This is a genomic window from Mycobacterium sp. SMC-15 (assembly GCF_045310925.1).
In the GTDB taxonomy this organism is placed as follows: Bacteria; Actinomycetota; Actinomycetes; order Mycobacteriales; family Mycobacteriaceae; genus Mycobacterium.
The window spans coordinates 56,017-73,956 of the sequence record NZ_JBJIAJ010000007.1; the positions used below are offsets into that span (position 1 = coordinate 56,017).

Annotated in this window: 14 protein-coding genes; 6 read left to right on the forward strand and 8 right to left on the reverse strand. The window is 68.4% G+C overall.

Annotated elements, in window-relative coordinates; all coding sequences use genetic code 11:
• The first annotated feature begins 32 nt into the window (after window positions 1-32).
• Entirely contained in the window at window positions 33-1,166 is a 1,134-nt protein-coding gene (locus ACJH71_RS12025; protein ID WP_406758416.1) for an acyl-CoA dehydrogenase family protein, read from the forward strand.
• A 12-nt stretch (window positions 1,167-1,178) separates the two neighbouring features.
• Here ACJH71_RS12025 and ACJH71_RS12030 read toward each other — a convergent pair whose 3' ends face one another.
• From ACJH71_RS12030 to ACJH71_RS12045, 4 genes are all read right to left on the reverse strand, one after another.
• Entirely contained in the window at window positions 1,179-1,871 is a 693-nt protein-coding gene (locus ACJH71_RS12030; protein WP_406758251.1) for an MPT63 family protein, read from the reverse strand.
• A 148-nt stretch (window positions 1,872-2,019) separates the two neighbouring features.
• On the reverse strand, window positions 2,020-3,078 hold the full coding sequence (locus ACJH71_RS12035; RefSeq protein ID WP_406758252.1) for a DUF1942 domain-containing protein: 1,059 nt from the start codon (window positions 3,076-3,078) through the stop codon (window positions 2,020-2,022).
• A gap of 110 nt (window positions 3,079-3,188) precedes the next feature.
• Window positions 3,189-4,952, reverse strand: coding sequence for a serine/threonine-protein kinase (locus ACJH71_RS12040; protein WP_406758253.1), 1,764 nt, complete (start codon window positions 4,950-4,952; stop codon window positions 3,189-3,191).
• Between the two features lie 154 nt (window positions 4,953-5,106).
• Complete coding sequence (locus ACJH71_RS12045) at window positions 5,107-6,219, reverse strand: 1,4-beta-xylanase (protein ID WP_406758254.1); 1,113 nt, start codon at window positions 6,217-6,219, stop codon at window positions 5,107-5,109.
• Between the two features lie 112 nt (window positions 6,220-6,331).
• Between ACJH71_RS12045 and ACJH71_RS12050 the strand changes: the two genes are divergently transcribed.
• Complete coding sequence (locus ACJH71_RS12050) at window positions 6,332-7,168, forward strand: SDR family oxidoreductase (protein ID WP_406758255.1); 837 nt, start codon at window positions 6,332-6,334, stop codon at window positions 7,166-7,168.
• A gap of 38 nt (window positions 7,169-7,206) precedes the next feature.
• On the forward strand, window positions 7,207-8,787 hold the full coding sequence (locus ACJH71_RS12055) for a class I adenylate-forming enzyme family protein (protein ID WP_406758256.1): 1,581 nt from the start codon (window positions 7,207-7,209) through the stop codon (window positions 8,785-8,787).
• On the opposite strand, the gene ACJH71_RS12060 is transcribed toward ACJH71_RS12055, so the two are convergent.
• Window positions 8,778-9,488, reverse strand: a complete 711-nt coding sequence (locus ACJH71_RS12060) for an ankryin (RefSeq protein WP_406758257.1) — start codon at window positions 9,486-9,488, stop codon at window positions 8,778-8,780. The genes ACJH71_RS12055 and ACJH71_RS12060 overlap by 10 nt on opposite strands.
• Window positions 9,489-9,624: 136 nt before the next feature.
• Between ACJH71_RS12060 and ACJH71_RS12065 the strand changes: the two genes are divergently transcribed.
• The 3 genes from ACJH71_RS12065 to ACJH71_RS12075 are packed head-to-tail and all read left to right on the forward strand — an operon-like array spanning window position 9,625 to window position 14,980.
• Window positions 9,625-11,976 (forward strand): Tex family protein, encoded by a 2,352-nt coding sequence (locus ACJH71_RS12065; protein WP_406758258.1) that lies wholly within the window; start codon window positions 9,625-9,627, stop codon window positions 11,974-11,976.
• Between the two features lie 6 nt (window positions 11,977-11,982).
• On the forward strand, window positions 11,983-13,365 hold the full coding sequence (locus tag ACJH71_RS12070; protein WP_406758259.1) for an FAD-binding oxidoreductase: 1,383 nt from the start codon (window positions 11,983-11,985) through the stop codon (window positions 13,363-13,365).
• A gap of 55 nt (window positions 13,366-13,420) precedes the next feature.
• Window positions 13,421-14,980, forward strand: coding sequence for an acetolactate synthase large subunit (locus tag ACJH71_RS12075; RefSeq protein WP_406758260.1), 1,560 nt, complete (start codon window positions 13,421-13,423; stop codon window positions 14,978-14,980).
• 10 nt (window positions 14,981-14,990) lie between these two features.
• Here the strand turns inward: ACJH71_RS12075 and ACJH71_RS12080 are convergent, their stop codons facing one another.
• The 3 genes from ACJH71_RS12080 to ACJH71_RS12090 form a co-directional block, all read right to left on the reverse strand.
• Window positions 14,991-15,650, reverse strand: a complete 660-nt coding sequence (locus ACJH71_RS12080; protein WP_406758261.1) for a cutinase family protein — start codon at window positions 15,648-15,650, stop codon at window positions 14,991-14,993.
• A gap of 92 nt (window positions 15,651-15,742) precedes the next feature.
• On the reverse strand, window positions 15,743-16,417 hold the full coding sequence (locus tag ACJH71_RS12085; protein ID WP_406758262.1) for a cutinase family protein: 675 nt from the start codon (window positions 16,415-16,417) through the stop codon (window positions 15,743-15,745).
• Window positions 16,418-16,596: 179 nt separating this feature from the next.
• Entirely contained in the window at window positions 16,597-17,829 is a 1,233-nt protein-coding gene (locus ACJH71_RS12090; protein WP_406758263.1) for an MFS transporter, read from the reverse strand.
• Between the last annotated feature and the right edge of the window lie 111 nt (window positions 17,830-17,940).

Here is a 17,940-nt window from a genome sequence, read left to right on the forward strand (position 1 = left end):
AGGCCGGCAGGGTCGTCGCACTGGCGCGCGGCATGCGCGAGCTGGTGGCGGCCGAAGCCGCCGCGTCCGAGCAGCGCCGCACGCTGACCGGCCCCATCGTCGACGAGATGTGGCGCAGCGGCCTGATGACGTCGTTCAATCCATCGGCTGCCGGCGGCGTCGGGCCGTCGTTCGCCGAGATGATCGAGACGTGGATCGAAATGGCCTGGCAGGACGGCTCGTTCGGCTGGGTCGGTATCGCCAACATGCCCTCGTCGTTTGCCGCCGCCGCCTACTTGCCCGACGACGGGTTCGCAGAGGTGTTCACCTGCCACGACCATCGCGTCACGCTGGGCGGCCAATACTTCCCCAATGGGCAGGGCGTGGCGGTCGACGGCGGCTACCGGCTGAGCGGAGCGTGGAGCTTCGGCTCGGGCATCGGCCACTCCCAGTACGTCGCCGCGGGATTCTTCCCGATGGACGACGGCGAGATGCGCTGGGTCAGCGACGGGATACCCGACATGCAGGTCGCGGTGCTCCCGCGTGAGCAGGTCTCATTCAACGACGGCTGGCATGTCCAGGGGCTCAAGGGAACCGGCTCCTACGACTACAGTGCCAACGACGTGTTCGTGCCACAGAGCCGGACCTTTCCGCTGTTCTGCCGTACGCCCCGCCGGGGTAGCACACCGGCGTGCCGGATGGGCTTGATGCCGGTGACCGCGGCAGGGCACGCGTCCTGGGCGCTCGGTGTCGCCAAAAGCATGCTGGACGACGTCACCGAACTTGCCGCCACCAAATACCGCATGAGCGACATGGCGGCATTGGCCAGCCGCCCGACATTCCAGAAGGATCTGGCTCACCATGTCGCCGCGTGGCGAGCCGCTCGTCTGCTGGTGCTCGATGCCTTCACCACAGCCGAAACCGCCGTCGCGGCAGGGGAAGACCTGACGCCGGGACTGCGTGCCGACATGCGAGTGGCGGCCGTCTACGCCACCGATACCGCCAGAAACTGCGCCGAATGGGCACATCTGGCGGCCGGGACAACAGCGATCCGCGAAGGCAGCCGCCTCGAACGAGCATTCCGCGACATCTATACCGGAACCCAGCACGCCTTCATCAGTGAGAAGGTCGCCATCGACGCGGCCCAGATCTGGCTCGGACTGATCGACGACCAGTTCGGGCTCTGAGCAGCCGCTGAATCAGGGAGCTTCGGCGGGCAGCGGCGTGCCGGAGCTGCCCTCGGGCAGCGGGGTTCCGGAGCTGCCGGTCGGCGGAGCTGACGGCGCGGGGTGCGCGGGCCGCGCCGCGGGGGGTCGAGCCGGCGCAGCAGGCGCCCGGTTGCTGCCGCCGCTCGCCGGGACCTGGGACCCGCCGGCGGGGGCTTGCGGCTGAGCCGGTGCCTGCGGAGCCGGGGCCACCCATCGGATCAGGTCCGCGCCGCCGGTCTGGTACACCATGCTGTTCGGGGCATCGCCGGTGACGTCGAAGTAGACCTTGCCGCTGGTCTTTTGGCCTTGGGTGAGACCGGTCGGCACGATGCCCTGGGGCGTGGGCACGGTGAACAGGGACTGGTAGTTCTGGCCGCTGGCCGAACGGGCACTGAGGTTGGCGACGATCGGGAAAACGGTGCCCTGGATCGCCTCGTCGGTGGCGGTGGCCTCCCACAGGGTGCCGCGTGGCTGGTAGGGGATGGCGTCCGAGCTGGGGCGCAGATCGGTGATGGTCCAGCCGTGCACGCCGGGGCCTTCGGGCAAGGTGCCCTGGGTGCCGATCGGTTGGGTGGCCGGGGCGGGAACTGGGGCCGGGTCAGGGTCCGCGCCGGCGATCCCGGTGCTGAGGGCGCCCGCGGCGGCCAGTGCTCCCGCGACCAGTGCGGTCGAGATGGACTTCATGGGACTGTCTCCTCAAATCGGCTGCATGCCGACGACATTGGTACTCAAGTACTTCCATCGTAGCGGGCCGGGTACCACGCTACCCAGGAACGAGTCCGGCCCGACCTCGCGGTAGCAGAGGCCGGGCCGGACTGGCGATGAACTTCGGTCAGTTCGACGTGGTCGAGGTGCTCGCGCCGCTGGCGGCGGGGGTACCGGGGGTGCCGGCCGGAAGCGGCGTGCCCTGGTTTCCGGCGGCAGCCGACGTGGTGCCTTCCGAACCGGTGCCCGCCGTGCCCGTCGTACCGGTCGCTTCCGTTGTCGACGCGCCCGGCGCCTCCGCGGGAAGCGGCGTACCCGAGCTGCCGGCGGCAGCCGATGCCTCGGACTGGGTCGGCGTACCCGGGGTCTGTTGCGAGGACGGCGCCGGGCCGCCGGCCGGAGTCGACGCTTCCGCGCTGCCCGCGCCGGCCTGGGTCTGCGAACCCGACGTGCCCGTGGCGCCCGGAACCTCCGAACCGGTGGCAGCGGCCGGAGTGCCGCCGGCCTCGGCCGGCAACGGGGTGCCCTGACTGCTCGCGGGCAGCGGGGTGCCCTGGCTACCGGCGGCAGCCGGCGTGGTCTCGGTAGCGGCCGGGGCGCCCTGGGCGCCCGGCTGGGCAGGCTTGGTGCCGGTGGCCGCCGGACCGGAGGCCCGCTGCGAACCGGTGGCCGCCGGACCCGACGAACCGCCGGCCGGCGTGGTCGGCGCGGCGGGGGTCCAGACCAGCAGATCCTGACCGGCGCCCTGGTAGACCGCGCTGTTGGGCACGTCGCCGGTGACGTCGAAGTAGACCTTGCCGCTGGTCTTCTGGCCCTGAGCCAGGTTGGCCGGGTTCACGCCCTGCGCGCTGGCCACGGTGAACAGGGCCGGGTAGGTCTGACCGCTTGCTGAGCGCGCGCCGAGGTTGGCGATCACCGGGGTGACGTTGCCCTGGATGGCCACGTCGGTGGCGGTGGCCTCCCACAGGGTGCCGCGCGGCTGGTAGGGGATGGCGTCGGAGCTGGGGCGCAGGTCACTGACGGTCCAGCCCTGGATGACACCGCCGTTCTCCACGGTGCCCTGGGTGCCGATCGGGTGGGTCGAGGGTGCGGCGTCGCCGGCGTCCGCACTGGCGGTCGCGGCGGTGACGGCTCCGGCTGCGGCCAACGCGCCCGCGGCTGCCACGGCAGTTGTGAAGAACTTCATTATGGGCTGACTCCTCGGTTCGACTGATCTCGAAGGTGATGCAGTGACTCCAGGAGGAAAAGCCTAACGGATTTGACAGCTGCGTTTGTTCGGCTCTCAAGGATCGATGCTCAGGAGTGCGAACTCCACCACGCGTAGAACTGCTCCAGTGTGGGTGTGCTGCGCTCGGTCCGCAGGGAGCCGATCACCAGGTTGGCGTCGTTGGTCCACACCAGCACGGGTGACCCCTGTCGGGTGCCGCACAGCAGCGTTCCGGCCGTTTTGTCCGGGCTGGCGGTGCGGTGCCAGGCGCCCGGCGACTGGATTCGGCCCGGACAGTTGACCACGGTGGTGGCCTGCACCGTGTTGTCGAAGCTCTGGCGCAGCGAGCTGGCATCGGAGAACAGTGCGTAGGTCGCCGTGGGCGGGCCGTCGACGTCGGTGTTGCGGCCGCACGTCACCTCGGCGATCGCCCCGCCCGACGGTGTGGTCGATGTGCAGGTGTCCTGCGGGTAGCCCGAGGGCAGCAGCTTGAACAGACGGGCCTGCGCCTCGGCCGACGACACGGTCGTGGTGGGCTGCGTCGCCCCCGCGGCGGACCGCGAGGTGTCGGTGTCGCCGGCCAGGTCGTCGGAACCCGATCGGTTCGTCATCCAGACGATCAACCCGACGACGATGACCAGCGCCGCTCCGATCCGCAGCAGCAGCTTGCGCTTGGCGGGATCGTTATACGGGCGTAGTCGGCGTGTCGAACTGAACCAGTCGTCGGCGGCCGTCGAAACCCGGGACTGACCCGGCTGCTCGGTCGGGCGGGCGGCGGTCACGGGCGCGGGAATCGGGTCGGGCTGGGCCGGCGGGGCGGCCGGTCGGCTCGGTTGCGGCTCGGGCACCGGCGGCGCCTCGTGCACCGGGGCTGGTGGAACCTCGGCCGCCGCGGCCGGCTCGGAAGGCGGCACCTCGGTCGGCACCCCCGGCGGTGTGCTTTGTTGTGACTGCTCGATCAACGGCGGGGTGGACTGCTGGCTGGTCTCATAGATCTGCAGGGTCCGGTGCTGATCGGGCGCGCTGAGCGCCTGATAGGCCGCGGTTGCGAGCTCCGCGGCGCTGGCATAACGCTCGTGGGGGTCCTTGGCCATACCTTTGGCGACTACTTCGTCCAAGGCGGCGGGGATGGTCGCCCCGGCGTAGCTGGGCCGCGGAATCGGTTTGGTTTGATGTGCATTGGCCAGCATCTTGAGGCTGTCGGCCCGGTATGGCGGCGATCCTGTCACGCACTGATAGAGCACGCATGCCAGCGCATAGACGTCGACAGCCGGTCCGAAGTCACTGCCGGAGAACAACTCCGGTGCCGCGTACTTCCAGCGGGCACCCGCATTCTCGGCGTCGGCCGCGTCGGCTCCGGGAGCGCCGGCCAACCCGAAATCCACCAGATAGACGAAGTCATCACTGGTCAGCAGAATGTTGCGCGGCTTGACACCGCGGTGGATCACCCCGACGCTGTGCGCGGCGTCCAGGGCCGACGCTGCCTGCCACACGACGTTCACCGCACGCGACGGGGGTAGTGCGCCGTGGCGCTTCAACAGTGCGGCCAGATCGGCACCGGCTACCAGAGGCATATCGATGAACACTTGGCCGTCGAGCTCGCCGTAGTCGCGAACCGGGACCACATGAGGCTCCTGCACCCGCCCAACGACCAGCGCCTCACGCTGCAGCCACTCGCGAAAAGCCGGATTCCCGCCTAACGCCGGCGCCAGCAGTTTGAGCGCGGCGGTGCGGTCCTTATGGGTGTCGACCGCCTCGTAGACCTCGCCGGTGGTGCCGCGCCCCAGCAGCCGTTTGAGGAGATAGCGCCCCACCCGTGACCCAGCCCGCGAACCCGACGCGGTCTCGCTCATCACCGACTCCTCACGGAAACCCATGAACCCCGGTCACCGAACTGCGTGCCCGACGACATTGCCGCTAATGATTTCATCACTGAACCGCGCCGCTATCAGCCGGTAGCGTTAACATCGCTGGATTCATGCGGCGGCTTGCCAGGTAGGTGGCTGGTCAGCGGCCGGTGAGGTTGCTGATCGTCATGATCTCCAGATTCCGGTACGCGCGACCGGTGGGCTGCACCAGATCGTGGAACCAGGTCTGCGGCTCGGCGGTGTAGGGGTTGTCCCAGGAGTCCCACGGCAGGTAGGTCTGGGTTCGCCCGGCGACGAAGCCCCAGTTGTAGGCGCCCACATTGTGGCGCTTCATGATCGGCAGAATCCCGTCGATGGTGTTGCCGCGGGTACGAGCCAGATATTCGGTGCACATCATCGGCCGGCCCAGGGGCGCCAGTTCGGCGATGCGCTCACTGAACGTCGCCGGCTTGTCGTAGGAGTGGAACGTGATGACGTCGGAGCTGCCCAGTTGGGTGTTGACGATCGTGCTGCCCTGACGCGAGCCCTCCCAGATCCCACTGGTCAACGGCTGACGGGCATCGACCGACCGGGCCCAATTGAACACCTGGGGCAGCAGGTCACTGATGTAATCCAGCTTGTCCGACCGTTCGACGGCGCTGTATTCGCGGGCCATGTTGTCCGGCTCGTTCCACAGGTCCCAGGCCAGGATCCGTTCGTCGTACCGGAACTGGGTCATCACACCGGTGACGTAGTCATGCAGGGTGCGGTAGTAGCTGCGGTCCCCGAGCCGGTCGGCGCCGGGGCTCTGCACCCATCGTGAATTGTGGATGCCGACTCGCGGTGCCGGCTGTGGTCCCGCCTTGGGGTGCGGGTCCCAGCAGGAATCGAACAGTACGAACATCGGCTTGATGCGGTGGCGCGCGGCGACGGCCACGAACTGGCCCAGCCGGTACTGGAAGCCCCGCTGATCGGCGGCCCACAGCTGGTCGTGCAGGAACACCCGCACGGTGTTGAAGCCTGCCGATCGGGCCCAGCCCAACTCGGAGTCGATCCGCCGCAGATCGAAGGTGCCCGGCTGAAACATCTCGAGCTGGTTGACCGCGGTGGAGGTGATGTAGTTGGAGCCGACCGGCCAACCCTGCGCCTGATACCAGCGGTTCACCCGGTCGATCGACCAGCGGCCGGGGTCCGCGCCGGCGAGTGGGAGCCGGCTCAACGTGGGACCCGCCGCCAGCAGAAGGGGGAGCCCCAGTGCCGTTCGACGCTTCACGAAGTGACCATAGCCTCCGGACCCGTTACCGGGCGTTCGAACGCGCCGCCTGTCGGCGAGCAAATCGGGCGGTGGCAACTGAGGTGACCGCGGCCACCTAAACTGGCCGACTATGTCGCAGCACCTGCAGGACAAAGTCGTCGTCATCACCGGTGCCGGCGGTGGTTTCGGCAAACTGATCGCCGAGAAGTGCGCCGCCGCCGGAGCCCGCGTTGTCGGCGTCGACATCGGTGCCGAGAACCTCGCGGCGGTCTTCGACGGGATCCGCGACGCTGGGCTGTCCGGCACCTATCAGGTGGCCGACGTCACCGACATCGATCAGATGAAGGCCGCCGTGCAGCACGCGGTGCAGACCTTCGGCGCGGTGGACGTCATCGTCAACAACGCCGGTGTGATGCCGCTGGCCTATTTCGCCGATCACGAGAAGGCCTGGCAGCAGTGGCACCGGGCGATCGACATCAACATCAAGGGTGTGGTGAACGGCATTTCGGCCGTCTACGACCAGATGATCGCCCAAGGCCGCGGGCACGTCGTCAACATCTCGTCGATCTACGGCAACGCCGGTGTGGCCGGCTCGGGGGTCTACAGCGCGACCAAGGCCGCGGTCGCCGTCCTCTCGGACTCGCTGCGCAGCGAGGCGAAGGGAAAGATCAAGGTCACCACGGTCAAGCCGACCGGCGTTCTGGGCACCAACCTCGGCAGAGGCGTGGTCAACGGCGCCGCGATCATGGGGATCGTCGGAAGTCGCGGTGAGAGCTACATGCGGTCGGTCACCGCGTTCGCCGAGGGCACCCTGGAACCCGAGCAGACCGACGTCGACTCGGTGAAGTACTGGCTGATCACCCCCGAAGACCTCGCCGAGGCGGTGGTGCACGTCATCGACCAGCCCTGGGGCATCAGTATCAGTGACATCACCGTGCGAGCGAGCGGCGAAGACTATATCTACTGATATCGAACGAAGTCGACTGATCGGGGGCGGTAAGCGAGATGTCTTCCGACACCGACTGGAATTCACCGGCTTACACCGCCGCTGAAGCCGCTCGCTATCACGCGGTCGGCTGGTGGTCGCAGGCCACGCTCTCCGATGCGGTGCGCCGCAACGCCCAGCAATTCCCCGCCCGGGACGCCTACGTGGATTATCTCGGTGCGGGCATGACCTGGCAGGAATTCGACACCGCGGCGCAGGAGTTGGCGGCACGTTTGGCAGGTACCGGTGTACGCCCCGGAGACCGGATCGCGGTGTGGCATCGCGATTCCGCGGCGATCCATGTGCTGTTCGTGGCGATCGAGCGCTGCGGGGCGATCGTGGTCGGAATCGGTGCACGGGCTGGACTGCGTGAGGTGGCCGCGATCCTGGCCGCATCGCAGGCCCAGCTGCTGATCACCGACGAGCAGCGGCACGCCGCGGCCGGCGGTCTCGAGATCGAGACGCGCAGTATCGATGAGCTGCGGGTGGCCACCGAAATCGGTGTACCTGGACCGCAACTCGGCCCCGATGATGTCTTTCTGATCAACTCCACCTCCGGTACCACCGGGCTGCCCAAGTGCGTGGTGCACACCCAGAATCGCTGGCATTACTTTCACCAGCTGGCCGTCGCCAACGGGCAGCTGAGCTCCGACGACGTCTTCCTGCCGATCATTCCCACTCCGTTCGGCTTCGGTCTCTGGACCAGCCATACCAGCCCGATCCACCTCGGCACCACGGCGATCCTGCTGGACCGCTTCACTGCGGCCGCGACATGCGCTGCGATAGCGCGGCACCGGGTCACCGTATTGTGCTGTGTCAGCACTCAATTGACCATGATGATGGCAGATGCTGCCAGCCGCGAGTTCGATTTGAGTTCCTTGCGGGTGGTTTTCACCGGCGGGGAGGCGTTGCCCTACCGGCCGGCCGCGGAGTTCGAGGAGCTCACCGGAGCCAAGATCCTGCAGTTCTACGGCTCCAACGAAACCGGGGTGCTCAGCGCCACCACGCTCGACGACTCGTTGGAGCGTCGGCTGCGGACCGGCGGGCGAATCGTCCCGGAGATGGCGGTCCGGCTCTTCGGTGGCGAGCACGGCAACACCGACGTGACCGACACCGGCCGGGGGCAGCCCGCCTGCCGAGGGCCGGCCACCAGCCTCGGCTACCTCAACGGGGTCGATCACGACAAGCTGTTCACCGTCGACGGCTGGATGCGAATGGGGGACATCTGCGAGATCGACGCCGACGGCTACCTGAGCGTCACCGGCCGGACGTCGGATTTCATTCTGCGCGGCGGCAAGAACATCAGCGCCGCCCAGGTTGAAGACGCGGTGATGACCCATCCGGCGATCGCGGTGGCGGCCGCGGTGCCGATGCGCGACGAGGTGTTCGGTGAGAAGGTCTGCGTCTACGTTGAACTCGCCGATGCGGCACGCGCGGGGACACGCACCCTTGAGTTGGCCGAACTCGTCGAGCACCTACTGGCGCTCGAGGTGTCCAAAGAGCTGTTGCCGGAACGTCTTGTCGTGATCGACGAGTTGCCGCGCTCATCCGGCGGCAAGATCGCCAAGGGAAAGTTACGCGAGATCAGTGGCTATTCGTAGCCCTCGTAGACCTGTGATGGGCCGTCGGCCGTGATGCGATAGCCGACTGTTGCTACGTGCACATCTCCGACCGGATCGAGTTCTCGGTAGCCGCCGAACAGTTCGATGTCGTTGTCGCGCAGGCCGACCCGGAATCCTCCCCACAGGTAGGGCACCGGGAACCACAGTTGCCGTCCGGGCAGCTCATGCAGCACTTCGACCGGGGGATAGCGCAGCATCTGGCGCAGGTCACCACCCCGGAACAGGTGTTGGATCAGGTCGTCGATCACGGCGGTGAGCTGGAAGTTGAGCGCGTCAACCCGGCCTCGGTCCAGCGGCGCCGGCGGAGGTCTCAGCACTTCCAGCAGTTCGGGGGGCCGTTGGTGTTCGACGGCGAGGTCATAGGCGGTGCGGCCGGCGGCGTCTGGTTGTGAGCGCAGTGCGCCCTGCTCGATCAGCCAGGACGCGATGTCTGCAGACGCGCCGTGCCAGCCGGCCTGATGCAGCACGGTCAGCCAGGTCTTGCCCCCGGGCCGCCAGGCCTTTACATCGACTACGTGATCGCCGCGGTCGAGTTCACGGATCACCGTGCTCCACTTGCCGCGCTTGGCCACGTCGGCCAGATACAACGCGGCCTGCGCCTGCCGGTTGCCGAGCAGCGAACGGTCCATCACCCCCGGCCACAGCGGGGCGTTGTTACGGATCTCGGCGTAGGTGCTCACGGTGTCATCTTCTCGCGGTTCGGGCCGCGATACCTGAGCTCGCGGCTATGGATCTGGTCGGCATCCAGGTAGCACGGCGGGTGTACGCCGTGCCGCCCCCAGGAATCGTCAGCGGCGTTCGGTAGGGTCCGTCGGCGTGACCGCGAACGTGACCCTCAAACCGGTGAATGCCCGCCTAGCCGACGAACTGGAAGTAGCCGAACGACAGGTCGCGGCCGCCGTCGCGCTGCTCGACGAGGGGGCGACGGTGCCGTTCATCGCCCGCTACCGCAAAGAGGTCACCGGCAGCCTCGATGACGGCCAGCTGCGCACCCTGGAAGAGCGGCTGCGCTACCTGCGCGAGCTCGACGACCGGCGGGCCGCGGTGCTGTCCTCGATCGAGGAACAGGGCAAGCTCACCGACGAGCTCAAGGCCGTGCTGCTGTCGGCCGACACCAAGGCCCGCGTCGAGGACATCTACCTGCCCTACAAGCCCAAGCGCCGCACCAAGGCGCAGATCGCGCGCGAGGCGGGCCTGGAGCCGCTGGCTGACCGGCTGCTGGCTGACCCCGCACTGGACCCGGGGCAGCTCGCGTCGGAGTACACCGGTGAGGAGGTCGCCGACGCGGCGGCCGCGCTGGAGGGTGCCCGCGCGATTCTGGTCGAACGTGCCGCCGAGGACGCCGAGCTGGTGGGTGCGGTCCGGGAGAAGTTCTGGTCGGCGGGCTCGCTGCGGACTATGCCTCGCTCTGAAGATGCCGCGAAAAGTGCTGCGGCACAAAAATTCCGGGACTACTTCGAGTTCAGCGAAGCACTGGAGACCATGCCGTCGCACCGGGTGCTGGCCGTGTTGCGCGGTGAGAAGGAGGACGCCCTGGCGCTGGCCTTCGACGGCGGCGACAACGAGCCCTACCAGGCGATGGTCGCCAGGTCTCTCGGTGTGGACATGACCGCACCGGGTCAGGCCACGCCCTGGCTGGCCGACACCGTGCGGTGGGCATGGGACACCAGGCTGGCGTTCTCGGCAGCAGTCGACGCCCGGATGCGCTTGCGTCAGCGTGCAGAGCAGGACGCGGTCGCGGTGTTCGCCAAGAACCTCAAAGACCTGCTGTTGGCGGCGCCGGCGGGCAACCGCACTACACTCGGCCTCGACCCGGGCTTTCGCACCGGGGTGAAGGTCGCCGTCGTCGACGGCACCGGCAAGGTCGTCGACACCTGCGCGATCTTCCCGCACCAACCGCAAAAGCAGTGGGACCAGGCCAAGGCGGCGCTGGCCGCACTGGTCGCCCGCCACGGGGTGGACTTGATCGCCGTCGGCAATGGCACCGCGTCGCGGGAGACCGATGCCCTGGCCGCCGAGTTGATCGCCGACCTCAAGAGCGTCGGCGCTCCCGCACCGACCAAGGCGATGGTCAGCGAGGCCGGCGCGTCGGTGTACTCGGCGTCGGCCTACGCCGCGCACGAGCTTCCCGATCTGGACGTCACGCTGCGCGGGGCGGTGTCGATCGCACGGCGGCTGCAGGATCCCCTGGCCGAGCTGGTCAAGATCGAACCGAAGTCCATCGGCGTCGGCCAGTACCAGCACGACGTGACACCGGGAACCCTGGCGCGCAGCCTCGACGCGGTGGTCGAAGACGCGGTGAACGCCGTGGGCGTCGACCTCAACACCGCCTCGGCGCCGCTGCTGGCCAAGGTGTCGGGGGTGTCGGAGTCGTTGGCCGAAGCCATCGTGGCGCACCGCGACCACACCGGGCCCTTCCGCAATCGCGCCGCCCTGCTTGACGTGCCGCGCTTGGGGCCCAAGGCATTCGAACAGTGCGCCGGGTTCTTGCGCATCCGGGACGGCGACGACCCGCTGGACTCCTCGGGCGTGCACCCCGAGGCATACCCGGTGGTCCGGCGGATCCTGGACCGTTCGGGAGTGTCGCTGGCCGAGATCATCGGCGACGAGCGAGTGCTGCGGTCGCTGAAACCCGGCGACTTCGCCGACGACCGGTTCGGCGTCCCGACCGTGACCGACATCCTCGCCGAGCTGGAGAAGCCGGGACGCGACCCGCGACCGGCGTTCTCCACGGCGACCTTCGCCGCGGGAGTGGAGAAGGTGGGCGACCTCAAGGTGGGCATGGTCTTGGAGGGAGTGGTGACCAATGTCGCGGCCTTCGGCGCCTTCGTTGACGTCGGCGTGCACCAGGACGGTCTGGTGCACGTCTCGGCGATGGCAGACCGCTTCATCTCCGACCCGCACGAGGTGGTCAAGTCCGGCCAGGTGGTGAAGGTGAAGGTCGTCGACGTCGACGTCGACCGCCAGCGCATCGGGCTGACCCTGCGGCTGGGGGACAAGCCGGCGGACAAGCCCGCTCGCGGCCCGGCGGCCAAACCGGCTGCGCGTGGTGACAACGCGAAGCAGAATCGTGGGCGGCGTCCCGGTAACAGTGCCGGGCGCCGGGACGCGGCACCGGCAGGCGGATCGATGGCTCAGGCATTACGTGACGCCGGATTTGGAAAGTAGGGACGGATGGCCACGCTAGACAGCGATCTCGCGCAGAAGTTCACCGACATCGTCGGAGCAGGTGGACTGCTCAGCGGTGAGCAGATCGGCCCCGACTACGCGCATGACGAGGCGCTGGTCGGAGCGCCGGTGATGCCGAGCTACGTGGCCCGCCCGCAGACCGCCGAGCAGGTCGCGGCGCTGCTGGCCGCGGCAACCGAAGCTAAGGTTCCGGTGACCGCCCGCGGATCAGGCACCGGTATGTCGGCCGGAGCGCGGCCGTGCGCCGACGGTCTGCTGATCTCCTTCGAGCGGATGAACGCGATCCTGGAGATCGATACCGACAATCAGGTTGCTGTGGTGCAGCCGGGCGTGACGTTGGCCGACCTCGACACCGCGACGGCCGAGGCGGGGCTGATGTACACCGTCTTCCCCGGGGAGCTGTCCGCCAGTGTCGGAGGCAACGTCGGCACCAATGCCGGTGGTATGCGCGCGGTCAAGTACGGGGTGACGCGGCACAACGTGCTGGGCCTGCAGGCTGCGTTGCCGACCGGCGAGCTGATCCGCACCGGCGGCCGAATCACCAAGCTGTCCACTGGTTATGACCTGACCCAGCTGATCATCGGGTCGGAGGGCACCTGCGCGCTGGCCACCGAGGTCACCGTGCGGCTCTACCCACGGCTCGGGCACTCCGCCACGTTGTTGGCGCCGTTCTGCGATCTGCCCGCGGTGATGCGTGCGGTGCCGGCGGTGGTGCGCAGCGGGGTGGACCCGGTGATTCTCGAATACGTCGACAAGCTCACCCTGGCCGCGATCAGCTACTCGCAGAACCTGAACCTGGGCATCCCCGACGCGGTGCGTGAGACCGCCGAGGCCTACCTGGTAGTGGGGGTGGAGAACCGCGACCGTGCGCGCCTCGACGACGACGTGGCCATGGTGGGCGAACTGCTGGCCTCACTCGGCGCCGACGATGTCTATGTGCTGGAAGGCAATTCAGCGCACGCCCTGATCGAAGCCCGCGAGAAGGCGTTCTGGACGGCCAAGGCCGCCGGCGCCCACGATGTCATCGACGTGGTGGTCCCGCGGGCCGAGATGCACCAGTTCCTGACCAAGGCAAAAGAATTGGCCCAGGACGTGGCTGCCGGTGTGGTCGGCTGCGGACACGCCGGTGACGGCAACGTCCACTTGGCGGTGTTCTGCGCCGACGACGAGGTCCGTCACCGGCTGCTGCATGACATCTTCGCGGCCGCGATGGCTCTCGGCGGCGCCATCTCCGGTGAGCACGGCCTGGGACGGGTCAAGACGCAGCATTTCCTGGAGCTCGAGGACCCGGTCAAGATCGCCCTGATGCGCCGGATCAAGGACGCTTTCGACCCCGCCGGGATCCTCAATCCCGGCGTGCTTCTATAGGCAGCAGATCGCGCGCGTCCCGCATATTTAGGTGCTCGGCAAGAAAGGCAGTCACATGACCAACGGAGCACAGGCCCTGATCGCCACCTTGGTCGACAGCGGGGTGCAGGTCTGCTTCGCCAACCCCGGTACTTCCGAGATGCATTTCGTGGCCGCCTTGGACTCGGTGCCGCAGATGCGCGGGGTGTTGTGCCTGTTCGAAGGCGTGGTGACCGGTGCCGCCGACGGGTACGCCCGGGTGGCCGCAAAGCCGGCCGCCACCCTGCTGCACCTGGGGCCCGGCCTGGGTAATGGCCTGGCCAACCTGCACAACGCCCGCCGCGCGCACGTGCCGGTGGTCAACGTCATCGGCGACCACGCCACCTACCACAAGAAGTACGACGCGCCGCTGGAATCCGACATCGAACCGCTGACCGATTGGACTCACGGCTGGGTGCGCCGCACCAACTCCGGTGATGACGTCGGTCGCGATGCCGCCGAAGCGGTCGCGGAGTCGATGTCCAGCCCGGCGCAGGTGGCCAACCTGATTCTGCCCGCCGACATCTCGTGGGAGGACGGCGCGCAGGCGGCCGGGCCCGTCGACCCGGTCCCCGCTGCTGCCCCCGACGCACAGGCCGTCGCCGATGTCGCCGCCGTGCTGGGCAGCGGTGAGCCGGTGGCGATCCTGATCGGCGGGCCCGCCGTCGCCGATGTGCGCGCTCTGGAGGCCACCGACCGGATCGTTGCCGCAACCGGGGCTCGGGCTCTGGTGGAGACCTTCCCAGCCCGGCTCGTCCGCGGCGCCGGGGTTCCCGCGATCGACCGGCTCGGCTACCTGGCCGAGCAGGCCGCCTTCCAACTCGACGGCATCAAGCACCTGGTGGTGGCCGGCACCCGCGCGCCGGTGTCGTTCTTCGCCTACCCCGGCAAGGCCAGCGACCTGGTTCCCGACGGCTGTGTCGTGCACAACCTGGCCGGGCTGGAGACCGACGTGGTGGCCGCACTGGAGCAGCTGGCCGAAGCGGTGGCCGCCGGCGTGCAGCCGCGTCCGGCACCCGCGGCCCGCCCCGAGCTCCCGACCGGTCAGCTCACCCCGCAGAACTGGGTGCAGGTTGTCGGGGCACTGCTGCCCGACAACGCGATCATCTCCGACGAATCCAACACCTCGGGCCTGATGCTGCCCGCGGCCACCGCCGGGGCACCACGCCACGACGTGCTCACGCTCACCGGCGGGGCGATCGGGCAGGGTCTGCCGGTCGCGCTGGGGGCGGCCGTGGCCGCACCGGACCGGCCGGTGATCGCGTTGCAAGCCGACGGCAGCGCGGCCTACACCATCTCCGCGTTGTGGACGATGGCGCGCGAGAACCTGAACGTGACCACGGTGCTGATCAACAACAGCTCGTACGCGATCCTGCGGCTGGAGCTGGCTCGGGTGGGCGCCGAAGGTGGTGGCCCGAAAGCAAACGATCTACTGGACCTGTCGCGGCCGAATATGGACTTCGCGAAGATCGCCGAGGGATTCGGGGTGCCGGCCACGGTGGCCACCACCTGCGAGGAGCTTGCCGAACAGTTCCAGCGCGCCGTCGCCGAGCCGGGGCCGCATCTGATCGATGCGCGGATCCCGACGCTGTTCTGACCGCTTCGGCCTAGTTGACGCTCTGGCCGGCCGTGACCCGGCTCGCCACGAACGTCGCGGCCTCCACGGTCTTGCCGTCCTGCACGTACATCAGGTGCGGGACGACGCTGCCGCTGTCCTCGCAGTAGATGTCGCCTGTCAGGCAGAAGTCGATGGCCTTCGGGCGGTAGGACGAGGCGAGCACCGGCAGGGGGCCACCCCACAACGACGTGGAGTACGGGCTCGACGGCGGGCCGAACAGTGCCACCGCGACCACGTGGTTGGCGACCGCAGCGGGCAGCGCATTGCTGGACATCGCGATGACGCTGGCGCCCTGGGAGTAGCCGCCGAGCACCAGCTTGGTCTTGGGGCAGTTGGCGACCGTGCCCTGAATGTGGGCGGTGGCGTCACTCTCACCGAGGACCGCGCTGTTGCGGTAGTCGGTGCTCGCCGGGTACTCGACCGGATAGACGTTGACGTTCAGGCCTGCCAGCTGCTCCTGCAGGGACCCGACGAAAGCCTCACCGACGTCACCGAGTCCGACGGGCTGACCGGAGCCGCGGGCGAACACCACTTCGGCATCCGGGCACGGCTCTGCGGTTGCGGCGGGCAGGCCCACCGGCGCGGCCACCAGTGTTCCGGTGAGCATCACCGCGGCGGCGAAGGCGCGAACAGTGTTACGCAAACTCATCCTTGAATGCTGACATGTCCCGCCCTTGCCACTGGTCTGCGGGTCGCGAATCAGCAAACCGCAAAGTCGGCCGTGCGGAACGAACACAGTGGTTAGAGCCGGTTTGCCGCGTAGGCGGCGCCCTCGTCCGCGATGCCGTCGTAGGCGCCGGGGGCGTGCGCGGAGAAGTTCAGTCCTTCGGAGCAGACCGGGTCTTCGGGCGCACACAGCTGGATGGTCTTGGCGGTGTATGCCGGGCCGATGGCCAACGGCGGCTGGCCGAGGAAGTTCATCGCCCGCTCGTTCGGGGTTCCGAAGAGCACCACGGCCGCGACGTGATCCGCGACCTCCGGGGGCATCGGCCGTGGTATATCGACCCCTTCGACCCCGTCTGGGATGACGCTGGCGGTGGCGAAGCCCATCACCGCGGCGCCCTGCGAGAAGCCGCCGAGCACCATCTTGGTCTTGGGGCAATTGGCCGCCGTGGCCTCGATGTGGGTGGTGGCGTCGCGGATGCCCTGAATGCCTGTCGGCCAGTCATTGGTGGCCGGGTAGTCGATGGCGTAGGCGTCCACGGGCCGCTCGGGCAATCGGGCCCGCAGCGAGTTGACGAATGATTGCCCGGTCTCGCCTAAGCCAGGTACCTCATCGGTACCTCTAGCAAACAAAACTTGGACATCAGGACAGGGCTCCGCGAAGGCGGGGGGAGGGGTGGCGGCGGTGCTGTGCAGCAGCCAAGTCAGGGCCAGAACAACACCGAGGGAACGAAGGATCCGACGTGGGTTCACCGGTACATGGTGGCACAAGAAGCGCCTCGTGTGCAGCAGACACCCCAGGCAGTGAACATATTCGGCGGTTGCTGACCGACTGTTGTGGTGCATGCTGAGTGGCTCATGTCGAAGATCTGAGTCACAACTGAGATCGGCGCCCATGCAGTCTCCGGTTACCGGTCGATGGCCGTCGGGTGTCAGTGAGATGACGGCCGGGGATTGCCTCCCGAGCAAACTTTGGAGGCCCCCGCGACAGTGAGTGCGAGCAGTTGAATCCCCAGGATCGACACGATCAGCGCGTCGACGGACATGTCGTACAGCCAACCGGTCAGCACTCCACCCGCCGCGGCGGCCGCGCCCAGCCCGGCGGCGAACACCCCATAGGCACTGGCTCGACGCCCAGGTGCAACCAAGTCGGCGACCACGGCACGCAGCGTCGACTCCTGGATGCCCACCGCAGCACCCCACAGCAGCGCCCCGACCACCACCGCGGCGACGCTGCCGGAGAAGGCGAACACCGCGACCGCAGCCGACAGAATCGGGAGTGCGAGCACGACGTTGCCGCCGAACCGGTCGTAGCACCACCCCGAGGCGAGCGCCGCCAGCGCGTCGGCGCCCATGGCGGCCGCATAGAGCACCGGAACCGCTGCGGCCGGCAGTAAACCGTGGGTGACCAGGTGAAACGACACCAAGCCGAAGGTCGCGAAACCGGTCATCGTAAGCGCGATGAAACCGCAGTACCGCCAGAAGGCCACCGGCAACTGCCCGGCCTCGCCGCGCGCCGGCTGGGCCCGCGCCGCGCCCGGCGCATAGCGCTCGTAGTCCCGGGGGTCCGGGACTCGCAGCCGCAGCCAGACCAGCAGCGCCAGCGTCGCGGCACCGGGCAACGCCAGCACCCCCAGCGCCGGGGCGTAGTCGCCGCCGGTAAGCGCCAACACCCCGGCCACCGTCAACGGACCGATCACCGCACCGACCTGGTCGAGCGCCTCATGCACGGCGAAGCCGCGGCCGCGGCCGGTGACACTGGTCGCGTGCGACAACAAGGTGTCCTTGGCGGGGCTGCGGACCGCCTTGCCGACCCGCTCGGCGATCACCAATGCGCAGGCGACCCAGAGCGTGCCGGCTACACCGAGCAGTGGCACCGTGAGCACCGTCAGGGCGTATCCGGCAATAGTCCAGGCCCAGAAGCGTTGGGTCCGATCGGCCAGCGGCCCCGACACCAGTCGCAGGCCCAGCGCGGCGGCCTCCCCGATTCCAGTCACCGTGCCGACCACCAGGCCGGTCGCGCCGAATGACGCCAGCAGGGGCCCGGTGATGGAACGGGCGCTCTCATAGACGAAATCGGCCAGCAGACTGACGGTGCCGAACACCGTGACGAACCGCCAGGCACTCAACGCCGGGCGGGATGCACCGTGGCTCGGCGCCCGCATAGGACCAGATGCTAGACGCCGGAAGTAGGCCTCAGTGCGACTTCTCCGCCGCACCAACAGCGCTGCAATACCGGGTATATCGGACATTCATCGATAAAATTGCGCCGACCG

Coding starts and splice junctions, on each gene's coding strand:
- ACJH71_RS12025 (WP_406758416.1), top strand. CDS start 33: ATGCGCGAGCTGGTGGCGGCCGAAGCCGCCGCGTCCGAGCAGCGCCGC.
- ACJH71_RS12030 (WP_406758251.1), bottom strand. CDS start 1,871: ATGAAGTCCATCTCGACCGCACTGGTCGCGGGAGCACTGGCCGCCGCG.
- ACJH71_RS12035 (WP_406758252.1), bottom strand. CDS start 3,078: ATGAAGTTCTTCACAACTGCCGTGGCAGCCGCGGGCGCGTTGGCCGCA.
- ACJH71_RS12040 (WP_406758253.1), bottom strand. CDS start 4,952: ATGAGCGAGACCGCGTCGGGTTCGCGGGCTGGGTCACGGGTGGGGCGC.
- ACJH71_RS12050 (WP_406758255.1), top strand. CDS start 6,332: ATGTCGCAGCACCTGCAGGACAAAGTCGTCGTCATCACCGGTGCCGGC.
- ACJH71_RS12055 (WP_406758256.1), top strand. CDS start 7,207: ATGTCTTCCGACACCGACTGGAATTCACCGGCTTACACCGCCGCTGAA.
- ACJH71_RS12070 (WP_406758259.1), top strand. CDS start 11,983: ATGGCCACGCTAGACAGCGATCTCGCGCAGAAGTTCACCGACATCGTC.
- ACJH71_RS12075 (WP_406758260.1), top strand. CDS start 13,421: ATGACCAACGGAGCACAGGCCCTGATCGCCACCTTGGTCGACAGCGGG.
- ACJH71_RS12080 (WP_406758261.1), bottom strand. CDS start 15,650: ATGAGTTTGCGTAACACTGTTCGCGCCTTCGCCGCCGCGGTGATGCTC.
- ACJH71_RS12090 (WP_406758263.1), bottom strand. CDS start 17,829: ATGCGGGCGCCGAGCCACGGTGCATCCCGCCCGGCGTTGAGTGCCTGG.